Raw genomic sequence first — 16,030 nt, 5'->3', positions numbered from 1 at the left:
CCTACTCTAGTGTCCCGCTCAAATCTCGTAATTCCAGCGCGACCAGTCGTATTCCTCTTCGGCCACTTCTCTCAGCAACGAGATGGCTTGGGTCAGCGCTGGCGATTCGGCGGCGCGTGGATAGACCAGATAGACCGGGTAGCTGAATTCCGGGGCGTGCTCGACCCGCTTGAGCACCCCCTGGTCGAGGTAGCGCTGAACCACCCGTGTGCGGAAATAACCCCGACCGCCGTGTCGCATGAGGTATTGCAAGGCTAACGGACCGAGGCTGAACGAGAGCGCGGAGCGGATATGCTCGGGCAGGGCGCGGTCGTGCTGGCTGCGAAACGCCGGGCCCCAGTCGATGTACAGATAAGGTTCGGGGATGTGGCTATGCACCACCTGAATCAGCTTTTCCTCCAGCAGCTGTTCAACCTGCAGCCCTGCGCGATATTCGGGTTGGTGCACCAATGCTGCGTCGAGCGTGCCCAGGTCCAGCTTGTGCTGCAGCTCGCTGTCAGTCGCGACCTCGCTGCGCAGCGCGTGATCGGGCAGCGCGTGCCGCAACCGTTTGACCCAGGCAAGCATCAGCGGATTGCACAGGCTGACTTCAGCGCCCAGCGACAGCAGCTTATCGTAGCCCCGCGGCAGCGGCAGGTCGCGGCGTGCCGCTTCCCAGGTCTGCACCAGCTGATTGGCGTAGGCGACGAAGCGTTCGCCATCATTCGTCAACCGCGCCCCTGATCGGCTGCGTATGAAAAGCCGGCAGCCGAGCTGTGCTTCGAGGCTGCGAACCCTTGCAGTCACGGCGGTCTGGGTTACGTGCAGTCGCTCGGAGGTGGCGATGAAGCTTCCGCTGCGGATGATCTCGAGAAAAGTACGGGCGAGATCGATGTCCATGTGCAGGCCTCATCAAGGAAGGGGCAGGGATTGTAGCGAAGCCGCACAAAAATGGGGCACGCAGGCTGAATGCCAGGGACATGAAAGGCAGTCGCGCCGATCACAGTGAAGCGTCGGCCGGTCTGAAAACACATCGACGCGGCAGCCACGCCAGGCGCCTGGTCCTGGCGCGGCTGCTCGTTCAGTGTGATGTGCCCTCGGCAAATTCGATCTTGTTGCCGACGTTGTATTTGCCGGATGGCTTGTTCATGGGGATGCGCTTGACCTCTTCGAGGGTATTGGCGTCGTACACGATCAAGGCACCGTCGGTATCCCAGACGCTGAGCAGGGCATAACGACCATCATTGGTGAACTCGACGTGGGCGGCGTTCTTGCCGGGCATCGGGCGTAGCGTGTGGGCCACTTCCAGGGTCTGCTTGTCGATCAGGTGCACGGCGTCGTTGTTCGGGCCGAAGAACACATCGGTCCAGGCATACGGAGAGTTCTGCTGGCTGCGCATGAAGAAGCCCGGGCCCTCGGTTGGGATCTCCTTGATCAGCTTCCAGCTCTGCAGGTCCAGCACCGAAATCAGCCCCTTGCTCACGTTCGGTGTGGCAAAGACCCATTGACCGTCGCGCTTCCAATAGATGCCTGAGCCCAGATGCGGCATGCCCGGCAGTGGAATGTCCGTGACCGCCTTTCCGGTATCGAGGTCGATAACCTGGCCCCCATGGGCTGCGCGTGACGTGGCCAGAAGGTGCCGATAGTCAGGGGTAAAGGAGAAATCGTCGAGGAAGTCCGCTGCTTCGATTCGGCGGGGCTGGAAGTCCGGCTCACCGGCGTAGGAGAGCTCCCAGGCTTCTTTCACATCCTTGAGCGCGACCACGAAGCTGTCGCGCGGCGGTGCGGTGTAGACGGCGCTGACCCGAGACGGTGTGCCGTCTGCGCCAACTGCCGGGATGTGCTTGACCAAGGACAGGTCGCGGGCGTCCAGCAGGACAAGGTTGCCGGGCAGGTAGTTGCCCACCAGTACCCAACGGCCGTCGTTACTGACCGCAAGGTTGCGGGTGTTCAGGCCGGCACGAACCTCGGCGACCATGCGCAGGTTGTGCAGGTCGTAGACACTGATCCAGCCGTCGCGTGAGGCGAAGTAGACGAAGCGGCCATCGGGCGAGAACTTCGGCCCGCCGTGCAGCGCGAAGTGCGATTGGAAATTGGCCAGTTCTGCGAAGTTGTCACCGTCCAGTACCCGGACATGGTGGTTGCCGGCCTCGACCACGACGAACAGGTTGAGCGGATCGGCGCCGTGCTGCGGCGTGCTCGGCAGTGCGCTCACATCTTCGATGATGCGATGGCTGGAGCGGATGTCCGCGTCGCTCCAGGTCGGCGGTACGGCCGAGGGCTGGTACAGGTAGTCGACCAGCCCGGCGATCTGCGATTCGTCCAGTACGCCTGAGTACGCTGCCATCTGGCTGGCCGGGCGTCCGTCGCGGATGACGGCGTGAGCCTCGGCGGGCTTGATGCGGCTGAGGCTTTCGGGCAGCAATGCAGGGCCGGCCCCGCCAAGCCGATTGACACCGTGGCAGGCCTGGCAGTGTTGTTCGTACAGCGCTTGGCTGCTGGTGGATGGGGTGGCCGCTGCCGCGTGTGGAATGGCCAGGTCGAGGGCGACATAAGTGGCTGCAGGCAGCGCGGCGGCCAACAGCAGGGCGGGCATCAGTTGCATAGGGCCTCCGCAACGGGAATCGAGTCGCCATGCAGGCACGCCGGATGCTCGACCTGGCGTTCTGCGAACAGGCTGACCACTCGGCCAATGACGGTCAGGGTCGGTGGGGTCAGATTCTGCTCGTCGGCCATGCCTGGCAGTTGCCGCAGCGTGCAACGCACCACCTGCTGGTTCGGCCGAGTGCCGTTGCCGATCAGCGCGGCCGGTGTATCCACGGGCAGGCCGGCGGCGATCAGGTTGCGCGAGATCTCACCGAGGCTGGCCAGGCCCATGTAGAACACCAGCGTCTGGCCGCCCTTGGCCAAGGCATCCCAGGGCAGATGCAGGTCGCCATCAGCTTGAAGGTGGCCGGTGATGAATTGGCAGGAATGGGCCAGATCACGGTGAGTCAGCGGAATGCCGGCGTAGGCGCTACAGCCAGCCGCAGCGGTGATCCCCGGAACGACCTGGCAGTCGATGCCCCGCTGCAACAGGAACTCCAATTCCTCAGCGCCACGGCCGAAGATGAACGGATCGCCGCCCTTGAGGCGCACCACGCGCAGATTCTGCATGGTCAGGTCGGCCAGCAACTGGTTGATCTGTGGCTGTGGCAGGCTGTGATAGCCACTCGTTTTGCCGACGTAGTGGCGTGCGCAGCTGGCCGGCACCAGTTCCATCAGGCTGTCACTGACAAGGCGGTCATAGACTACCGCGTCGGCTTGCTGCAGCAGGCTCCAGGCCCGCAGGGTGAGCAGCCCGGGGTCGCCCGGGCCGGCGCCGACCAGGGCAACTTCGCCAACGGCCAGTGTCGCGCCGAGCGAAGCGGGGAGGGTGATTGGCTGATCCATGCGGACTCCTGAATTCTCAGCGGGCTGTCGGTATGTCTGGGGCGGCCTCGTGGCCGCTCTCGATATCAAATGGCGATGCTGGGTATGCGCTGTGGTTGGGGCAGGCCGATTTCCTCATCGCTGAGATAGCAACCGGGGTCTTCGCCCCAGAGATTGCCTTCGGCCCAGGCACGAGTGCGGGTATTGCCGTTGCAGATCGATAGCCAGCGGCACTCGGCGCACCGTCCGGTGACTGCACGGGGGTGCTGGCGCAGTTGGGCGAGCAACGGCTCGGGCTGGTCGAGCCACAGCTCGCGAAAGGACTGTCGGCGCACATTGCCGACGGTGTGCTGCCACCAGTAGGTGTCCGGGTGTACGTCGCCGATGTTGTCGATATTGGCAATGCCGCCACCGGACGCATTGCCACCCCAGGCGCGGAGCATCCGTTCCAGACGGTCACGGTGCTCGGGCATCCGGGCTTCGACCCACTGCAACAGCAGGACTGCATCGGCATCGTTGTTGCCGCTGACAAAGTCGGTTTCACGGCCGTTCTGCACGTCGTCCCAGGCCTGCTCGAACAGCTGATGCATGGCATCACGTGTCATCTGGTGATGGGCGTCGGCCTTGCGGCTGCGCTTGCCGCGGCCGCTGTAATTGAGATGCGAGAGGTAGAACTTCTGTACGTCGTGCTCGCGCATCAGCGTCAGCAGAGCGGGAAGCTGCGGGTAGTTGTTCTGGGTCAGGGTGGTGCGCAGGCCGACACGAATGTCATGTTGGCGACACAGGTCGATGGCGTGCATGGAGGCGGCAAAGCTGCCCTTGAGCTGCCGCCAGTCGTCGTGAACCGCTTCCAGGCCGTCGATGCTGATCCCGACGTAATCGTATCTGGCTGCCGCGATCTGTTCGATATTGCCGTCGTTGATCAGCGTCCCGTTGGTGGACAGTGCGACGAAAAAGCCTTTTTCCCGCGCGTACTCGGAGAGCAAGAAGATGTCATCACGCAGCAGCGGCTCGCCGCCTGACAGAATCAGAACGCGAACCCCGGCGGCGTGCAGGTCATCGATAACCTTGAGTGCTTCGCCGGTGTCCAGTTCGTCGCGAAAGACACTGTCAGCGGAGGTCGCATAGCAGTGCTTGCAGGTCAGGTTGCAGCGGCGCAGCAGATTCCAGATCACCACCGGTGGCCGGCTGGTGCCGGTGCTGCGTGCACCCAGCACCGGCATGGCCGGTTGGGCAAGCGCACGCAGGTAATGGCTGATTCTCAACATGAGCGTTTCTCCCCGGGAGGTAGCTCGTCTTACGCTGGGTAGCGTGATTAGTTGAGCGCAGCATCTCCGAGCAGGCCGGGTCGATCCTTGACTGGAAACAATAAAAACCGTGGTATGGCCAAGGTCATTCCGTGTTTGCGGTCATTGCCGGCGCATGGGCGCAGGTGGGTTGCAGGCCGCGTATCGGGTCTGACGCTCGTCACACTTGGCGGGACCGACCGGCTTCGATGATGGACGGCGGTAGATCTGTCTCGATAGTGTCGCGAACAGTCTGTATAAAGACGTCCCAGGGATAGAAAGCCCTACCATCACAGTACCCAGACGTTCAAAAGGACTTGAGCATGGAAGGTTCCGAAGCCGTAAAAGTGGATCTCGATTATTCCCAGATACCCTTCTACCGACGGCGCTGGTTCATCTTCGTTTCACTTCTGTGCTTCATGCCGGCAGCGCTGATCATCGCCTTGACCGGCGACGTCTATCTCAAGAGCCGGGGCAAGGTTTACCGATTGCCCAATTCGCGCCTCAACCACCTGCTTTTATTCGCCTGCTTCTTGATCGTGGTCGGTATGGTGCGTGCGGCGAACCGCTGAAGCGTCAAGCCTGCCAGCTGCTTTCATATCGAGTTCAAGGATGAAATGACCATGACTGAACACGGCACTGCTTACGTTGGCTTCTGGGCGCGCTTCGGCGCAGCCATCATCGATACGCTTCTGACCGCTCTGGTCACTTGTCCCGCCTTGCTTGCCGTCTACGGCTGGGATTATTTCGACGGTGACAACGCCAGCCTTATCGCCGGGCCGGCGGATCTGCTGATTTCCTGGCTATTCCCGGTCGTGGTGGTGGTCGCGTTCTGGATCTACCAACAGGCCACGCCCGGCAAGATGGTGTTTGCCGCCAAGATCGTCGATGCACAAACGGGCGGTGCCGCTTCCAACGTTCAACTCATCGGGCGCTATTTCGCATACCTGATCGCGGGCCTGCCATTGGGCCTCGGATTCATCTGGATCGCCTTCGACAAGCGTAAGCAAGGCTGGCACGACAAGCTGGCGGGCACGCTGGTCGTGCAGACCGGCAAGCGCTCCGACCGGCCATGAGCATCGGCGAGTTCGTGGGCATGTACCTGCTCAGCAGCCTGTTCTGGAAATGGGTCATCAGCTGGGGCGGCGCCCAGTGGCTCGAGGGGTGGAAAAGTATGCTGTTTCTCGACTGGTTCGCCTGGTCCTGGAACGCCGAACAGATACGGCTCTACGCCGTGGTGATATGGGCCTTCACCACGATCTTCTTTCTGGTGGGGCTGTTCAAACCTGAATGGCGGTTTTGAACACCATCTTTACCGCCGGCTCCCCACTCGCAGGCCGGTCTTTTTCAGTATCCGGCTGCTGACCAGCATTTCTTCTGCACGACAGGCGTCGCCGAGCAGTTGGCGGATTTCGGCGCGGTATGTCTCGATTTCTTCGGCGCTGCGGCCATGCACCATCGCGAACAGGTTGTAGTGCCAGCCTTCACGACGTGGGCGGCGATAGCAGTGGCTGACAAAGGGCTGAGAGCCGATCAGCGGACCGAGGCGTTCGATTTGCCCATCATCCACATCCCAGACCGTCATGCCGTTGTGGCGATAGCCCAAGCGGTAATGATTCGGCACTGCGGCAATGCGTCGGATCGCGCCTTCGGCCTGCAGTGTCTGCAGTAATTGGAGAGTAGCGTCGACGCTGATTTCCAGGCGTTCGGCCAGCCACGCCCATGGGTCGTCTACCAGTGGCAGGCCTGACTCGGTAAGGGCGACCAGGCGCTGCGCCAGTTGTGCAGTCCCTAAGGTGCTGGTTGGCTCAGTAGGCTTAGACGGATCAGACCGGGAAGTGCAGGCCGACATGGTATGTCTCCTCCTTTGGCAGGTTGAGCGCCGGCAGGCCGGTTTGCGTTTCGATCTGGGCGATGGTGTCCGCAATGCCTTCAGGCGTCGCGCAGCCGAGCACGAACCACATGTTCCAGCGGTGTTCGCGGCGGTAGTTGTGGGCTACTTCAGGCATTGCATCCAGTTGTGCGGCAACGGCATCGAACCGCTCTTCGGGAACCGACAGCGCTGCTAGCGTAAAAGCGCCGCCGAGACGTTCGATGTCGAACATCGGGCCGAAGCGGGTCAGGGTGCCGTCGTCGAGTAGCGCCTGAACCCGCGCGCGCAATGCGTTGGAGTCGGTGCCCAGCTCTTGAGCCAATGCCTCCCAGGGGTGCCGCACCAGTGGCAAACCGTGTTGCAGGCGATTGATCAAAACGCGATCGAAATCATCCATGGGCGAGCTCCAGCGCAGCGGGTGGCGCGAATCGACCCCCGCACTGCTTGAACGCACGGGTGCTGAACAGCAGCTGGTGCGGCACTTCACTCAAGCCGTGCTCGGCCAGTAACGCGTCGATCAGCTGGCAGACCTGCTGCCGCTCGCGGCCGTGGACCATGCAGAACAGGTTGTAGGGCCAGTCTGGCAGGCGGCGCGGACGCTGGTAGCAGAGGTTGACGCCAGCGGCCTCGCCGAGCTTGCGTCCGACCTCGTCGACCTGCTCGTCGGGGATATCCATGACCAGCATGGCGTTGGCGCGAAAGCCAATGGCGCGGTGTTTGATCACCAGCCCGACCCGTCGGAACAGCCCGCTTTCGTTCCACAGCCGAACCTGTTCCAGAACGGCGTCCTCGCTCGCACCGAGCCGTTCTGCCAATACCTGATAGGGGCGTGCAGCGAGCGGCAGACCCGCTTCGAGCAGGCGGCGCAGCTGCATGGCTTGCAGGTCATTGAGCACGCTGTTCATGGTGCCTCTCCAATGGGAAAGCCGAGGTCGATGCGGTAGGCGGCCTGCATCGGCAGGTCGAGTGGTTCCAGTCCGGTTTCGGCGCTGATCTGCGCGAGGATGGCATCGATGTGGGCGCGCGACGGGCCGGTGACCACGAACCACAGGTTGTAGTGATGCTCGCGCAAGTAGTTGTGATTCACCTCGGAATAGCTGTTGATGTGCTCGGCCACCTGCTCCAGTCGCGCTTCGGGCACTGCGAGGGCAACCAGGGTGCTGGCGCCGGCACGGCTGTGCTCGAAAACCGGGCCAATACGAGACAGGCCGCCGCCGTGCTCCAGGCGTTCGAGGCAGGCCAGTACTTCGGTTTCGCTGCAGTCCAGCGCTTCTGCCATGGCTCGATAGGGCTCGGCGCAAAGCGGCATCCCGTGCTGGAAACGATCGATCAGGCGACGGCTGAGGGTATCGATTTGCATGTCACAACCCCGTCTCATGTGCGCGGCTGCTGAAAAAGATCCCGCTCGGGCTTTCGGCCGGAAGGCGCTTGAGTAGCTTCAACTGGTACGGATCCCAGACCTGGACTTCGTTGCCGTCACGAACCGACAGCCAGAGCTGATCGCCCCGTGCGGTGAATTCCATGTGCAAGACCGCGGGGCCGGGTTCGAGGGTGGCGATGATTTCGTGCGTCTCGCTGTCGATCACCTGCACCTGATGGTTGTCGGGGTGGGCGAAGTTGACCCAGATCTGCCGTGCGTCTGGCCGCGCCATGACGAAGATCGGTTGGCCCGCCACATCGATCGCATCGGTCTGTTTCCAGGTCTGTGAATCCATCACCAGCACGCGATGCTGGCCAACCGCCGGAACGAACGTCTGGTTGCCGGCTACAGTCCAGCCTTCGAGGTGGGGCATCTTGTACACGGGCAGCTTTTGCTCGCCGCGGCCGTAGCCATCGAGAATGCGTTCGACCCCACGACGGGTGTGCCAGAGGTCGATCTTGGCCATGCCGTCTTCGCCGAACAGCCCTGCTACGTAGTAACGGCCATCAGGCGTCAGCAGGGCATCGTAGGGTTGTTTGCCGACATTCTTGAAGCGGGTGATCTTGGGCGTATTGCCCTGGCTGAAGTCCAGCAGCCAGGTTTCGTCCGTGTCGAACAGGCTGTAGATGAAGCGACGTCCTGGTGCATCGATAACGCCCACCACCCGCGAATTGCGGCTGCCGTCGGCCAGCGGCGTGGCGGGTATGTCGGCAACCAGCTCCAAGGTCTTTGAATCAAAGACCTTGACGCCGCCTGGCTCGTAGTTGCCAACGGCGATCAAAGCGCCGTCCTGGCTGATCGCACCGCCGATGCTGTTGCCACCCTGGATCACCCGCCGATCGATGCGCTGTTTCAGCAGGTCGACCTTGGTCAGTCCGCCATCGCGGCCGAATACGTAGGCGTAACGCTGATCGCGGGAAAAGACCACGGACGCGTGGGACAGGTCGCCCAGGCCGTCTATTCGCGCCAATCGGGTCTGATGGCTGGTTTCGATGATCTGCACGCTACCGGTGGCGCGTTCCACCACGACTCCGAGATCACCAGTGCCTCGCAAGGTTTGTTGCGCGCAGCCAAGCAGCAGACTGGCCGCGGCCAACAGCAATAGGGGACGGATCATGGCTTTGGATATCCTTCGAGGAGTAGATCGACCAGCCAGGCGATGTCCTGTTCGTCGAGCAGGGCATTCCAGCCGGGCATGGCGGTACCGGGTCGCCCGTGGGTCACGGTGGCGATCAGGCTTTCGCGGGGTTTGCCGGCGATTGCATCGAGCGTCAGTGCCGGACCGAGGCCGCCGGTCATACGCAGGCCGTGACAGGAGCCGCAGTCCTGAACCAGCAGATGTTCGAGTTGAGCCTGGCGGGCGGCTGTGGGCGCCTCGGCCTGGGCGAATGAAAGGGGGAGGAGGGACACCAGGCTGAGCCCCAAGCTGAAAACTGCATGTCGGGACCGGATCATGGTGTCCTCCTCAGGTATTACTTGAGACTAAGAACCCACTCGGCGAGGGTCTTGGCTTCTTCTTCGGTTACCGGGTTTGGCGGCATCGGGATGGGGCCCCAAATGCCCTGTACGCCGTTCTTGATGTGACCGGCGAGCAGGTCGGCGGCGCCTTCCTGACCGGCGTACTTGGCGGCAACTTCCTTCAGTGCCGGGCCGACCAGCTTGGCGTCGACGCTGTGGCAGGCAGCACAGGGCTTGCTCTTGAACAGCGCTTCACCATCCTGAGCCATTGCAGGCTGCAGAATCAGTGCGCCGCCGAGGGCGAGCAGTGGGATGAGTACTTTCTTCATGAGTTACTTCCTCAAGGCTAAAAGGGGGATCTTGGCGTCCCCCCGGTTTTTACTCAGTACACATCGTGCTGAGTGTTATGGACGTTAAATTTACCGGTTGGGGTGATCAACCTTTTGTCCTTGATCACCTTTTTCAGCTTTAGCGTCTTGTCATCGACCACAACGATGGCCGATTGCTCCTCCTGGCCGCTCCACACCGAGAACCAGACTTCGTCGCCCGCCTGGTTGTACTCCGGTTGTACGACACGCTTGGCGCCGTCCGTCACTCCGGCCCATTCGGCGATCGGCAGCACGGTGAAACCAGCGCCCAGATCGTCGATTTTGAACACCGCAGCCGACTGGCTGATCTTGGCGTCCGGGTTGAAGGTGGTGTCCAGATAGATGTGGTTGGATTTCGGGTGGGTTTTGATGAACAGCGAACCGCCGCCTTGGCCCTTGAGGGTTTCGACTACCTTCCAGGCCTGGTCGGGATGCTTGTCCGGATCGGTACCGATGAGCGAGATGGTCTCGTCGCCCAGGTGGCTGGTCGCCCAGACCGGACCGAACTTGGGATGCACGAAGTTGGCGCCGCGGCCTGGGTGCGGGATCTTGCCGACATCCACCAGGGCAGCCATCTTGCGCTCTTTCGAGTCGATCACTGCGACCTTGTTGGAGTTGTTCGCCGCCGTCATGAAATAGCGGTGGTTGACGTCCCAGCCGCCGTCATGCAGGAAGGGAGCGGTGCCGATCATGGTGGTGGTCAGGTTGTCGATGTCCTCGTAGTTGACCAGCAGGACCTTGCCTGTTTCCTTGACGTTGACGATGAACTCCGGGTGCTCGTGAGAGGCAATGATCGCCGCCACGCGAGGCTCGGGATGGTATTCCTGAGTGCCGACCGTCATGCCGCGAGTGGACACGATCTGCAGCGGCTCGAGGGTTTCGCCATCCATGATGGCGTACTGCGGCGGCCAGTAGTCGCCGGCGATCACGTACTTGTCTTCATAACCCTTGAACTTGGACGTTTCCACCGAGCGCGCCTCGATGCCAACCTTGATTTCGGCAACCTTGATCGGCTCCTTGCCCCAGAGGTCGATCATGTCGATCTTGGCGTCACGGCCGATCACCAGCAGGTAACGACCTGAAGCGGACATGCGCGAGATATGCACGGCGTAGCCGGTGTCGATGGTCTTGATGATCTCTTTGCTCTTGCCGTCGATCAGCGCGATCTTGCCGTCGTCACGCAGGGTGACGGAGAACAGGTTGGGCAGATCCAGATTGTTCATCTGCTTTTTCGGACGGTCTTCCGGCTTGATCAGCACCTTCCAGGAATTCTTCATCTCTGCCATGCCCCACTCGGGCGGGGTCGGCGGAGTGTGCTGGATGTAGTTGGCCATCAACGTGATTTCGTCTTTGGTCAGCGCGTTGGATGTGCCCCAGTTGGGCATTCCGGCTGGGGAGCCGTAGGTAATCAGCGCCTCGAGGAACTGTTGGCCCCGCTGTTGGGTAATGTCCGGTGTCAGCGGTTTGCCAGTCGCGCCCTTACGCAGGACTCCATGGCAGCCTGCGCATCGTTGGAAATAAATTTCCTTGGCGTGTTCGAATTCGGCCTTGGTAAGGTCCGGCGCGCCGGGGGAGTGGACGACTTCAGCGCTGGCGGGGTCAACTGCTGAGCCTCGGGCTTTGTAAGCGCCCTCGAATTTGTTCGGATGCCCTCCCTCCTCGGCGACGGCCAGACCGAGCAGCGAAAAGCTGGCGATGACGCCAGCCAATATTAGTTTGCTCATACTCTTTTTCTCCTCTGACCGCTTGTGCGGTTCCTGCTGATGACGGCGATGTGGCAGTTCCCGGGTTTGCTGTCTGCGGTTTGCATCCTAGAGAGGGCTTTTGCGAAAGCGCTTGATGGCAATCAAGAGTCGATCCGTCATGCCCCAAGCGTGACGCCTTGTCGCGGGGGCGGCGAAAATTGGCCAGAAGTCGCGAGCCAGACATCTTCGCCGGGGGCGGGTGCTTGCTCATTTCGACTTGGGCTTGACCGTAATCAAGCTTCGCCGGCGGACGGCTTGAGGGCGGTGCGGGGCGGGGATTAGTTTGGCGCCAGTCAAATCCAACCGCTGCTGTGAGGTATTGCCAATGAACGCGCCCGAGAACCTTGTCGGCATGGCTGGTGCTCCGTTCTACCAGTCGCTGGGCAACGAAGAGGTGCTCTTCGAGCAGGCCTGGAAGCACGGTATGCCGGTGCTGATCAAGGGTCCGACCGGTTGTGGCAAAACCCGCTTCGTGCAGCACATGGCGCACCGCCTGAACTTGCCGCTTTACACCGTGGCCTGCCATGACGACCTCTCCGCCGCAGACCTGGTCGGCCGCCACCTGATCGGTGCACAGGGCACCTGGTGGCAGGACGGCCCGCTGACCCGCGCGGTGCGCGAGGGAGGCATCTGCTATCTGGACGAAGTAGTCGAAGCGCGGCAGGACACGGCGGTGGTCTTGCACCCCCTGGCAGACGACCGCCGCGAGTTGTTCATCGAGCGCACTGGCGAAGCACTCAAGGCGCCGCCAGGCTTCATGCTGGTCGTCAGTTACAACCCCGGGTATCAGAACCTGCTCAAGGGCATGAAGCCCAGCACGCGGCAACGCTTCGTCGCCATGCGTTTCGACTACCCGCCCGCGGCGGAGGAGCAGCGCATCGTCGCCAACGAGGCCCAGGTGGATGCCGCTCTGGCGGCGCAGGTGGTCAAGCTCGGGCAGGCCCTGCGTCGGCTCGAACAGCATGACCTGGAAGAAGTCGCCTCGACCCGCCTGCTGATTTTCACCGCACGGATGATCCGCTCCGGCATGAGCCCGCGCGAGGCCTGCATGGCCTGTCTGGCCGAGCCGCTCTCGGACGATCCGCAAACCGTCGCTGCGCTGATGGATGTGGTCGATGTCCATTTCGGTTAACCACCCCGTCGAGGTTTCCCGGCGGCTGCCGGGCGACCTGGCGATGTGGTTTTTCATCCTCGCCGAGCTGACAGTCTTCGCCATCCTGATCCTGGCCTTTGCCGTGACACAGGTGCTCAACCCCGAGTTGTTCAGCGAGAGCCGTGCGGCACTGGACAGCTCCATGGGGCTCGCATTGACATTGAGCCTGCTGACGTCCGGCCTGTTCGCCGCCCTCGCGGTAGAGCAGGTGCGTGCAGCGCAATCAGGGCGAGGGTCGTTGTCTCTGGTCGCTGCGCTGGCTTCGGCCTGCGTCTATGTGGTGCTCAAGCTCAACGAGTACGGTCACCTTTCCTCGATGGGGCTGGGGATCGAGCACAACACTTTCTTCACTCTGTACTGGATTCTTACGGGCTTTCACTTCCTGCACGTACTGCTCGGGATGGTCATCCTCGGCTGGATGGCCATGCGTTGTCAGCGCGGCCTCTATACCGGTTCGGACTGTGCCGGACTCGAGTCCGGTGTGCTCTATTGGCACATGGTGGACATGGTCTGGGTGCTGCTCTTTCCGCTGGTCTACGTCATCAACTGAGGAGGCCGTGATGTCCGCTTCACAAGTGCTGATCGGTTGCTGGCTGGCTTTGGCGATACTGTCCACAGTCACCGTTGTGCTGGGTAACGCCGGCTCTACGCTGCTGCTCGCCGGCTCGGTGCTGGCCATAGCGCTGGTCAAGGCCTGGGTGATCACCGAAGGTTTCATGGAGCTGCGTCATGCGCCGGCCATGTGGCGCTTGTTGTTGTTCGTCTGGCCGTTGGTGATGGCTGGCGGGATTCTGTTGGCGATGATGGCGTAGACAGCGAGCGTCGATCATCAGCCTTCGATCGCCAGCAAGCTGGCTCCTACACAGGGCAGCGGTGCGCTGACGATCTTGGTGAAAGCCGGTCCCGCGTCGTCCGTTTGATCGGAAGCTTTCGCGGTGGGATGTCCTTGGCGATAAAGGTATAGGTAGCGCCTTGATCGCCAGCAAGCTGGCTCCTACATAGGGCAGGGGTGCTCCGATAATCAGTCGCCAGGCTGGCGGGCTTTGCTTAACGCCCTTGCGGCTAAACCTGTGAGCGCTCCATCCGCTGCCTTGCTCCGCTCATTGTAGGAGCCAGCTTGCTGGCGATCGCTTTTGCAAATCCGCAGCGGATTCGAGGGTGCCGCCTTAGCGTCCCTCCGCGCTCCACCATGCGCACCGCACCGTGTCGCACGTCGTAGGAGCCAGCTTGCTGGCGATCAACCTCTCGCCGAAGCGTCGATAACTCACATATATCGCGGCCCAGCGCCTGGCCTTGGGCAGGCACAGCGGCCTGCGAAAGACCCAGTACCGCGTTCAGGTTTTTCTTGATCGCTATCAAGCAGATTTCGATAGCTCCCTTCTTAAACTGGCCACGCCAACGCCATGAGGAGGCGACCATGTCCGAGACCTTTACCAAGGGAATGGCCAGAAATATCTACTTCGGGGGAAGCGTGTTCTTCCTCCTGGTTTTTCTGGGCCTTACCTATCACACAGAGCAGACCTTTCCAGAACGATCCAACGAATCGGAGCTGACCGAAGCGGTGGTGCGAGGCAAAGAGGTTTGGGAAAACAACAACTGCATCGGCTGCCACAGCCTGCTTGGTGAAGGTGCCTACTTCGCGCCGGAACTGGGAAATGTCTTCGTTCGTCGCGGTGAGGATGCGGCCTTCAAGCCCTTCCTGAATGCGTGGATGAAAGCTCAGCCTCTGGGCGCTCCAGGGCGCAGGGCGATGCCGCAATTCAACCTGAGCGATAACCAAGTTGACGATCTGGCCGAATTCCTCAAGTGGACCTCGAAGATCGATACCAACAACTGGCCGCCAAACAAGGAGGGCTGAGAGATGAGCATCATGAATCCGCATCTCAAATTCCAATCGCAGGCCGTTGCCAAACCCTACTTCGTGTTTGCGCTGATCCTGTTCGTCGGTCAGATCCTGTTCGGTCTGATCATGGGGCTGCAGTACGTCGTCGGCGACTTCCTGTTCCCGCTGCTGCCCTTCAACGTGGCACGTATGGTCCACACCAACCTGCTCATCGTCTGGCTGTTGTTCGGCTTCATGGGCGCCGCCTACTACCTCATCCCCGAGGAAGCGGACCGCGAACTGCACAGCCCGAAACTGGCCATCATCCTGTTCTGGGTGTTCGCCGCTGCAGGCGTGCTGACAATTCTCGGCTACCTGTTCGTGCCATATGCAGGTCTGGCGGAGTTGACCCGCAATGAGCTGCTGCCGACCATGGGCCGCGAGTTCCTCGAGCAACCCACGATCACCAAGATCGGTATTGCAGTAGTCGTCCTGGGTTTCCTCTACAACCTCGGCATGACCATGCTCAAGGGCCGCAAGACCGCCATAAGCATGGTCATGATGACCGGCCTGATCGGCCTTGCAGTGTTCTGGCTGTTCTCCTTCTACAACCCGGGCAACCTGGCGCGTGACAAGTACTACTGGTGGTTCGTGGTGCACCTTTGGGTGGAAGGCGTCTGGGAACTGATCATGGGTTCGATGCTCGCCTTCGTCCTGATCAAGATCACCGGTGTCGACCGTGAGGTGATCGAGAAGTGGCTCTACGTGATCATCGCCATGGCACTGATCACCGGCATCATCGGTACGGGTCACCACTTCTTCTGGATTGGCGCCCCTGAAGTCTGGTTGTGGTTGGGCTCGATCTTCTCTGCCCTTGAGCCGCTGCCGTTCTTCGCCATGGTGCTGTTCTCGCTGAACATGGTGAACCGTCGTCGTCGCCAGCATCCGAACAAGGCCGCTTCGCTCTGGGCCATCGGCACTACCGTGACTGCCTTCCTCGGCGCCGGCGTATGGGGCTTTCTCCACACCCTGGCTCCGGTGAACTACTACACCCACGGTTCGCAGCTGACTGCCGCGCATGGCCATCTGGCGTTCTACGGTGCCTACGCGATGATCGTGATGACCATGATCAGCTACGCCATGCCGCGCTTGCGTGGTCTGGGTGAGGCGCCGGATGCACGGGCTCAGCGCATCGAGATCTGGGGCTTCTGGCTGATGACTCTGTCGATGGTGGCGATCACTCTGTTCCTCACCGCTGCTGGCGTGGTGCAGGTCTGGTTGCAGCGGATTCCGGCTGACGGGGCTGCCATGTCCTTCATGAATACCGCTGACCAACTGGCCGTGTTCTTCTGGCTGCGGCTGGTCGCCGGGGTGTTCTTCCTCATCGGTCTGGGCTTCTACCTCTACAGCTTCCGGCAGCGCGGGCGGGTTACCGCGGATGTGCCTGCAGCTGTTGCCGCGGCCTGATTCGGATCGCAACAGGAGCAACGGCCCGGCTGACCCAGCGGGCCGTTT

20 protein-coding genes are annotated in these 16,030 nt (G+C 61.6%); 8 read left to right on the top strand and 12 right to left on the bottom strand.

The window, feature by feature from the left end; translation table 11 throughout:
• Nucleotides 1–18: 18 nt before the first annotated feature.
• The 4 genes from EA797_RS13195 to nirJ all read right to left on the bottom strand — a co-directional run bounded on the left by EA797_RS13195 (nucleotide 19) and on the right by nirJ (nucleotide 4,658).
• Entirely contained in the window at nucleotides 19–879 is an 861-nt protein-coding gene (locus tag EA797_RS13195) for a LysR family transcriptional regulator (RefSeq protein ID WP_122165852.1), read from the bottom strand.
• A 181-nt stretch (nucleotides 880–1,060) separates the two neighbouring features.
• Nucleotides 1,061–2,584, bottom strand: coding sequence for a nitrite reductase (locus EA797_RS13190; RefSeq protein WP_122165850.1), 1,524 nt, complete (start codon nucleotides 2,582–2,584; stop codon nucleotides 1,061–1,063).
• Nucleotides 2,575–3,411 carry a uroporphyrinogen-III C-methyltransferase gene (cobA, locus tag EA797_RS13185; RefSeq protein ID WP_122165848.1) on the bottom strand — a complete coding sequence of 279 codons (837 nt, stop codon included), beginning with the start codon at nucleotides 3,409–3,411 and terminating at the stop codon, nucleotides 2,575–2,577. Before cobA ends, EA797_RS13190 begins: the two co-directional genes overlap by 10 nt.
• A 65-nt stretch (nucleotides 3,412–3,476) precedes the next feature.
• Nucleotides 3,477–4,658 (bottom strand): heme d1 biosynthesis radical SAM protein NirJ, encoded by a 1,182-nt coding sequence (gene nirJ, locus EA797_RS13180; RefSeq protein ID WP_122165846.1) that lies wholly within the window; start codon nucleotides 4,656–4,658, stop codon nucleotides 3,477–3,479.
• Nucleotides 4,659–4,999: 341 nt separating this feature from the next.
• On the opposite strand from nirJ, the gene EA797_RS13175 reads away from it, so the two are divergent.
• From EA797_RS13175 to EA797_RS13165, 3 genes are read left to right on the top strand one after another with little or no spacing between them, the layout of a single operon-like run.
• Nucleotides 5,000–5,248, top strand: coding sequence for a hypothetical protein (locus EA797_RS13175; protein ID WP_122165844.1), 249 nt, complete (start codon nucleotides 5,000–5,002; stop codon nucleotides 5,246–5,248).
• A gap of 51 nt (nucleotides 5,249–5,299) precedes the next feature.
• A complete protein-coding gene (locus EA797_RS13170) occupies nucleotides 5,300–5,752 on the top strand; it encodes an RDD family protein (protein WP_122165842.1) in 453 nt (150 codons plus the stop codon).
• Nucleotides 5,749–5,979, top strand: coding sequence for a hypothetical protein (locus tag EA797_RS13165; protein ID WP_122165840.1), 231 nt, complete (start codon nucleotides 5,749–5,751; stop codon nucleotides 5,977–5,979). The genes EA797_RS13170 and EA797_RS13165 overlap by 4 nt, the downstream gene beginning before the upstream one ends.
• 9 nt (nucleotides 5,980–5,988) lie before the next feature.
• Here EA797_RS13165 and ahbB (EA797_RS13160) read toward each other — a convergent pair whose 3' ends face one another.
• From ahbB (EA797_RS13160) to EA797_RS13125, 8 genes are read right to left on the bottom strand one after another with little or no spacing between them, the layout of a single operon-like run.
• A complete protein-coding gene (gene ahbB / locus EA797_RS13160; protein ID WP_167468812.1) occupies nucleotides 5,989–6,528 on the bottom strand; it encodes a siroheme decarboxylase subunit beta in 540 nt (179 codons plus the stop codon).
• On the bottom strand, nucleotides 6,503–6,946 hold the full coding sequence (locus tag EA797_RS13155; RefSeq protein ID WP_122165838.1) for an Lrp/AsnC family transcriptional regulator: 444 nt from the start codon (nucleotides 6,944–6,946) through the stop codon (nucleotides 6,503–6,505). The genes ahbB (EA797_RS13160) and EA797_RS13155 overlap by 26 nt, the downstream gene beginning before the upstream one ends.
• Entirely contained in the window at nucleotides 6,939–7,454 is a 516-nt protein-coding gene (ahbB, locus tag EA797_RS13150; RefSeq protein ID WP_122165836.1) for a siroheme decarboxylase subunit beta, read from the bottom strand. Before ahbB (EA797_RS13150) ends, EA797_RS13155 begins: the two co-directional genes overlap by 8 nt.
• Nucleotides 7,451–7,909 carry an Lrp/AsnC family transcriptional regulator gene (locus EA797_RS13145; RefSeq protein ID WP_122165834.1) on the bottom strand — a complete coding sequence of 153 codons (459 nt, stop codon included), beginning with the start codon at nucleotides 7,907–7,909 and terminating at the stop codon, nucleotides 7,451–7,453. The genes ahbB (EA797_RS13150) and EA797_RS13145 overlap by 4 nt, the downstream gene beginning before the upstream one ends.
• A 1-nt stretch (nucleotide 7,910) precedes the next feature.
• Complete coding sequence (locus EA797_RS13140; RefSeq protein ID WP_122165832.1) at nucleotides 7,911–9,086, bottom strand: cytochrome D1 domain-containing protein; 1,176 nt, start codon at nucleotides 9,084–9,086, stop codon at nucleotides 7,911–7,913.
• Nucleotides 9,083–9,424 (bottom strand): c-type cytochrome, encoded by a 342-nt coding sequence (locus EA797_RS13135; RefSeq protein WP_167468811.1) that lies wholly within the window; start codon nucleotides 9,422–9,424, stop codon nucleotides 9,083–9,085. Before EA797_RS13135 ends, EA797_RS13140 begins: the two co-directional genes overlap by 4 nt.
• A gap of 17 nt (nucleotides 9,425–9,441) precedes the next feature.
• Nucleotides 9,442–9,756 (bottom strand): c-type cytochrome, encoded by a 315-nt coding sequence (locus EA797_RS13130; protein ID WP_122165830.1) that lies wholly within the window; start codon nucleotides 9,754–9,756, stop codon nucleotides 9,442–9,444.
• A gap of 53 nt (nucleotides 9,757–9,809) precedes the next feature.
• Nucleotides 9,810–11,519: a nitrite reductase gene (locus tag EA797_RS13125; protein WP_122165829.1), complete on the bottom strand. Its 1,710-nt coding sequence runs from the start codon at nucleotides 11,517–11,519 to the stop codon at nucleotides 9,810–9,812.
• 346 nt (nucleotides 11,520–11,865) lie between these two features.
• On the opposite strand from EA797_RS13125, the gene EA797_RS13120 reads away from it, so the two are divergent.
• The 5 genes from EA797_RS13120 to EA797_RS13095 all read left to right on the top strand — a co-directional run bounded on the left by EA797_RS13120 (nucleotide 11,866) and on the right by EA797_RS13095 (nucleotide 15,982).
• Nucleotides 11,866–12,672 (top strand): CbbQ/NirQ/NorQ/GpvN family protein, encoded by an 807-nt coding sequence (locus tag EA797_RS13120; RefSeq protein WP_122165827.1) that lies wholly within the window; start codon nucleotides 11,866–11,868, stop codon nucleotides 12,670–12,672.
• On the top strand, nucleotides 12,656–13,243 hold the full coding sequence (locus tag EA797_RS13115) for a cytochrome c oxidase subunit 3 family protein (protein WP_415845552.1): 588 nt from the start codon (nucleotides 12,656–12,658) through the stop codon (nucleotides 13,241–13,243). The genes EA797_RS13120 and EA797_RS13115 overlap by 17 nt, the downstream gene beginning before the upstream one ends.
• Nucleotides 13,244–13,253: 10 nt before the next feature.
• Nucleotides 13,254–13,505: a cytochrome C oxidase subunit IV family protein gene (locus EA797_RS13110; RefSeq protein WP_122165825.1), complete on the top strand. Its 252-nt coding sequence runs from the start codon at nucleotides 13,254–13,256 to the stop codon at nucleotides 13,503–13,505.
• 605 nt (nucleotides 13,506–14,110) lie between these two features.
• A complete protein-coding gene (locus EA797_RS13100; protein WP_122165821.1) occupies nucleotides 14,111–14,551 on the top strand; it encodes a c-type cytochrome in 441 nt (146 codons plus the stop codon).
• Between the two features lie 3 nt (nucleotides 14,552–14,554).
• Nucleotides 14,555–15,982, top strand: a complete 1,428-nt coding sequence (locus EA797_RS13095) for a cbb3-type cytochrome c oxidase subunit I (RefSeq protein ID WP_122165819.1) — start codon at nucleotides 14,555–14,557, stop codon at nucleotides 15,980–15,982.
• Nucleotides 15,983–16,030 lie beyond the last annotated feature (48 nt).

It is taken from the genome of Stutzerimonas zhaodongensis, assembly GCF_003696365.1.
GTDB classification, from domain to species: Bacteria; Pseudomonadota; Gammaproteobacteria; order Pseudomonadales; family Pseudomonadaceae; genus Stutzerimonas; species Stutzerimonas zhaodongensis.
The sequence above is the reverse complement of the archived record's forward strand: the minus strand, read 5'-3'. Positions and strand labels throughout refer to the sequence as shown.

Excerpts from the sequence above, each read along its gene's own strand:
- EA797_RS13170 (WP_122165842.1), top strand. The coding sequence starts at position 5,300 with ATGACTGAACACGGCACTGCTTACGTTGGCTTCTGGGCGCGCTTCGGC.
- EA797_RS13195 (WP_122165852.1), bottom strand. The coding sequence starts at position 879 with ATGGACATCGATCTCGCCCGTACTTTTCTCGAGATCATCCGCAGCGGA.
- EA797_RS13100 (WP_122165821.1), top strand. The coding sequence starts at position 14,111 with ATGTCCGAGACCTTTACCAAGGGAATGGCCAGAAATATCTACTTCGGG.
- EA797_RS13115 (WP_415845552.1), top strand. The coding sequence starts at position 12,656 with ATGTCCATTTCGGTTAACCACCCCGTCGAGGTTTCCCGGCGGCTGCCG.
- nirJ (WP_122165846.1), bottom strand. The coding sequence starts at position 4,658 with ATGTTGAGAATCAGCCATTACCTGCGTGCGCTTGCCCAACCGGCCATG.
- EA797_RS13120 (WP_122165827.1), top strand. The coding sequence starts at position 11,866 with ATGAACGCGCCCGAGAACCTTGTCGGCATGGCTGGTGCTCCGTTCTAC.
- EA797_RS13095 (WP_122165819.1), top strand. The coding sequence starts at position 14,555 with ATGAGCATCATGAATCCGCATCTCAAATTCCAATCGCAGGCCGTTGCC.
- ahbB (WP_167468812.1), bottom strand. The coding sequence starts at position 6,528 with ATGTCGGCCTGCACTTCCCGGTCTGATCCGTCTAAGCCTACTGAGCCA.
- EA797_RS13155 (WP_122165838.1), bottom strand. The coding sequence starts at position 6,946 with ATGGATGATTTCGATCGCGTTTTGATCAATCGCCTGCAACACGGTTTG.
- ahbB (WP_122165836.1), bottom strand. The coding sequence starts at position 7,454 with ATGAACAGCGTGCTCAATGACCTGCAAGCCATGCAGCTGCGCCGCCTG.
- EA797_RS13175 (WP_122165844.1), top strand. The coding sequence starts at position 5,000 with ATGGAAGGTTCCGAAGCCGTAAAAGTGGATCTCGATTATTCCCAGATA.
- EA797_RS13145 (WP_122165834.1), bottom strand. The coding sequence starts at position 7,909 with ATGCAAATCGATACCCTCAGCCGTCGCCTGATCGATCGTTTCCAGCAC.
- EA797_RS13165 (WP_122165840.1), top strand. The coding sequence starts at position 5,749 with ATGAGCATCGGCGAGTTCGTGGGCATGTACCTGCTCAGCAGCCTGTTC.
- EA797_RS13135 (WP_167468811.1), bottom strand. The coding sequence starts at position 9,424 with ATGATCCGGTCCCGACATGCAGTTTTCAGCTTGGGGCTCAGCCTGGTG.
- EA797_RS13140 (WP_122165832.1), bottom strand. The coding sequence starts at position 9,086 with ATGATCCGTCCCCTATTGCTGTTGGCCGCGGCCAGTCTGCTGCTTGGC.
- EA797_RS13110 (WP_122165825.1), top strand. The coding sequence starts at position 13,254 with ATGTCCGCTTCACAAGTGCTGATCGGTTGCTGGCTGGCTTTGGCGATA.
- EA797_RS13125 (WP_122165829.1), bottom strand. The coding sequence starts at position 11,519 with ATGAGCAAACTAATATTGGCTGGCGTCATCGCCAGCTTTTCGCTGCTC.
- cobA (WP_122165848.1), bottom strand. The coding sequence starts at position 3,411 with ATGGATCAGCCAATCACCCTCCCCGCTTCGCTCGGCGCGACACTGGCC.
- EA797_RS13190 (WP_122165850.1), bottom strand. The coding sequence starts at position 2,584 with ATGCAACTGATGCCCGCCCTGCTGTTGGCCGCCGCGCTGCCTGCAGCC.
- EA797_RS13130 (WP_122165830.1), bottom strand. The coding sequence starts at position 9,756 with ATGAAGAAAGTACTCATCCCACTGCTCGCCCTCGGCGGCGCACTGATT.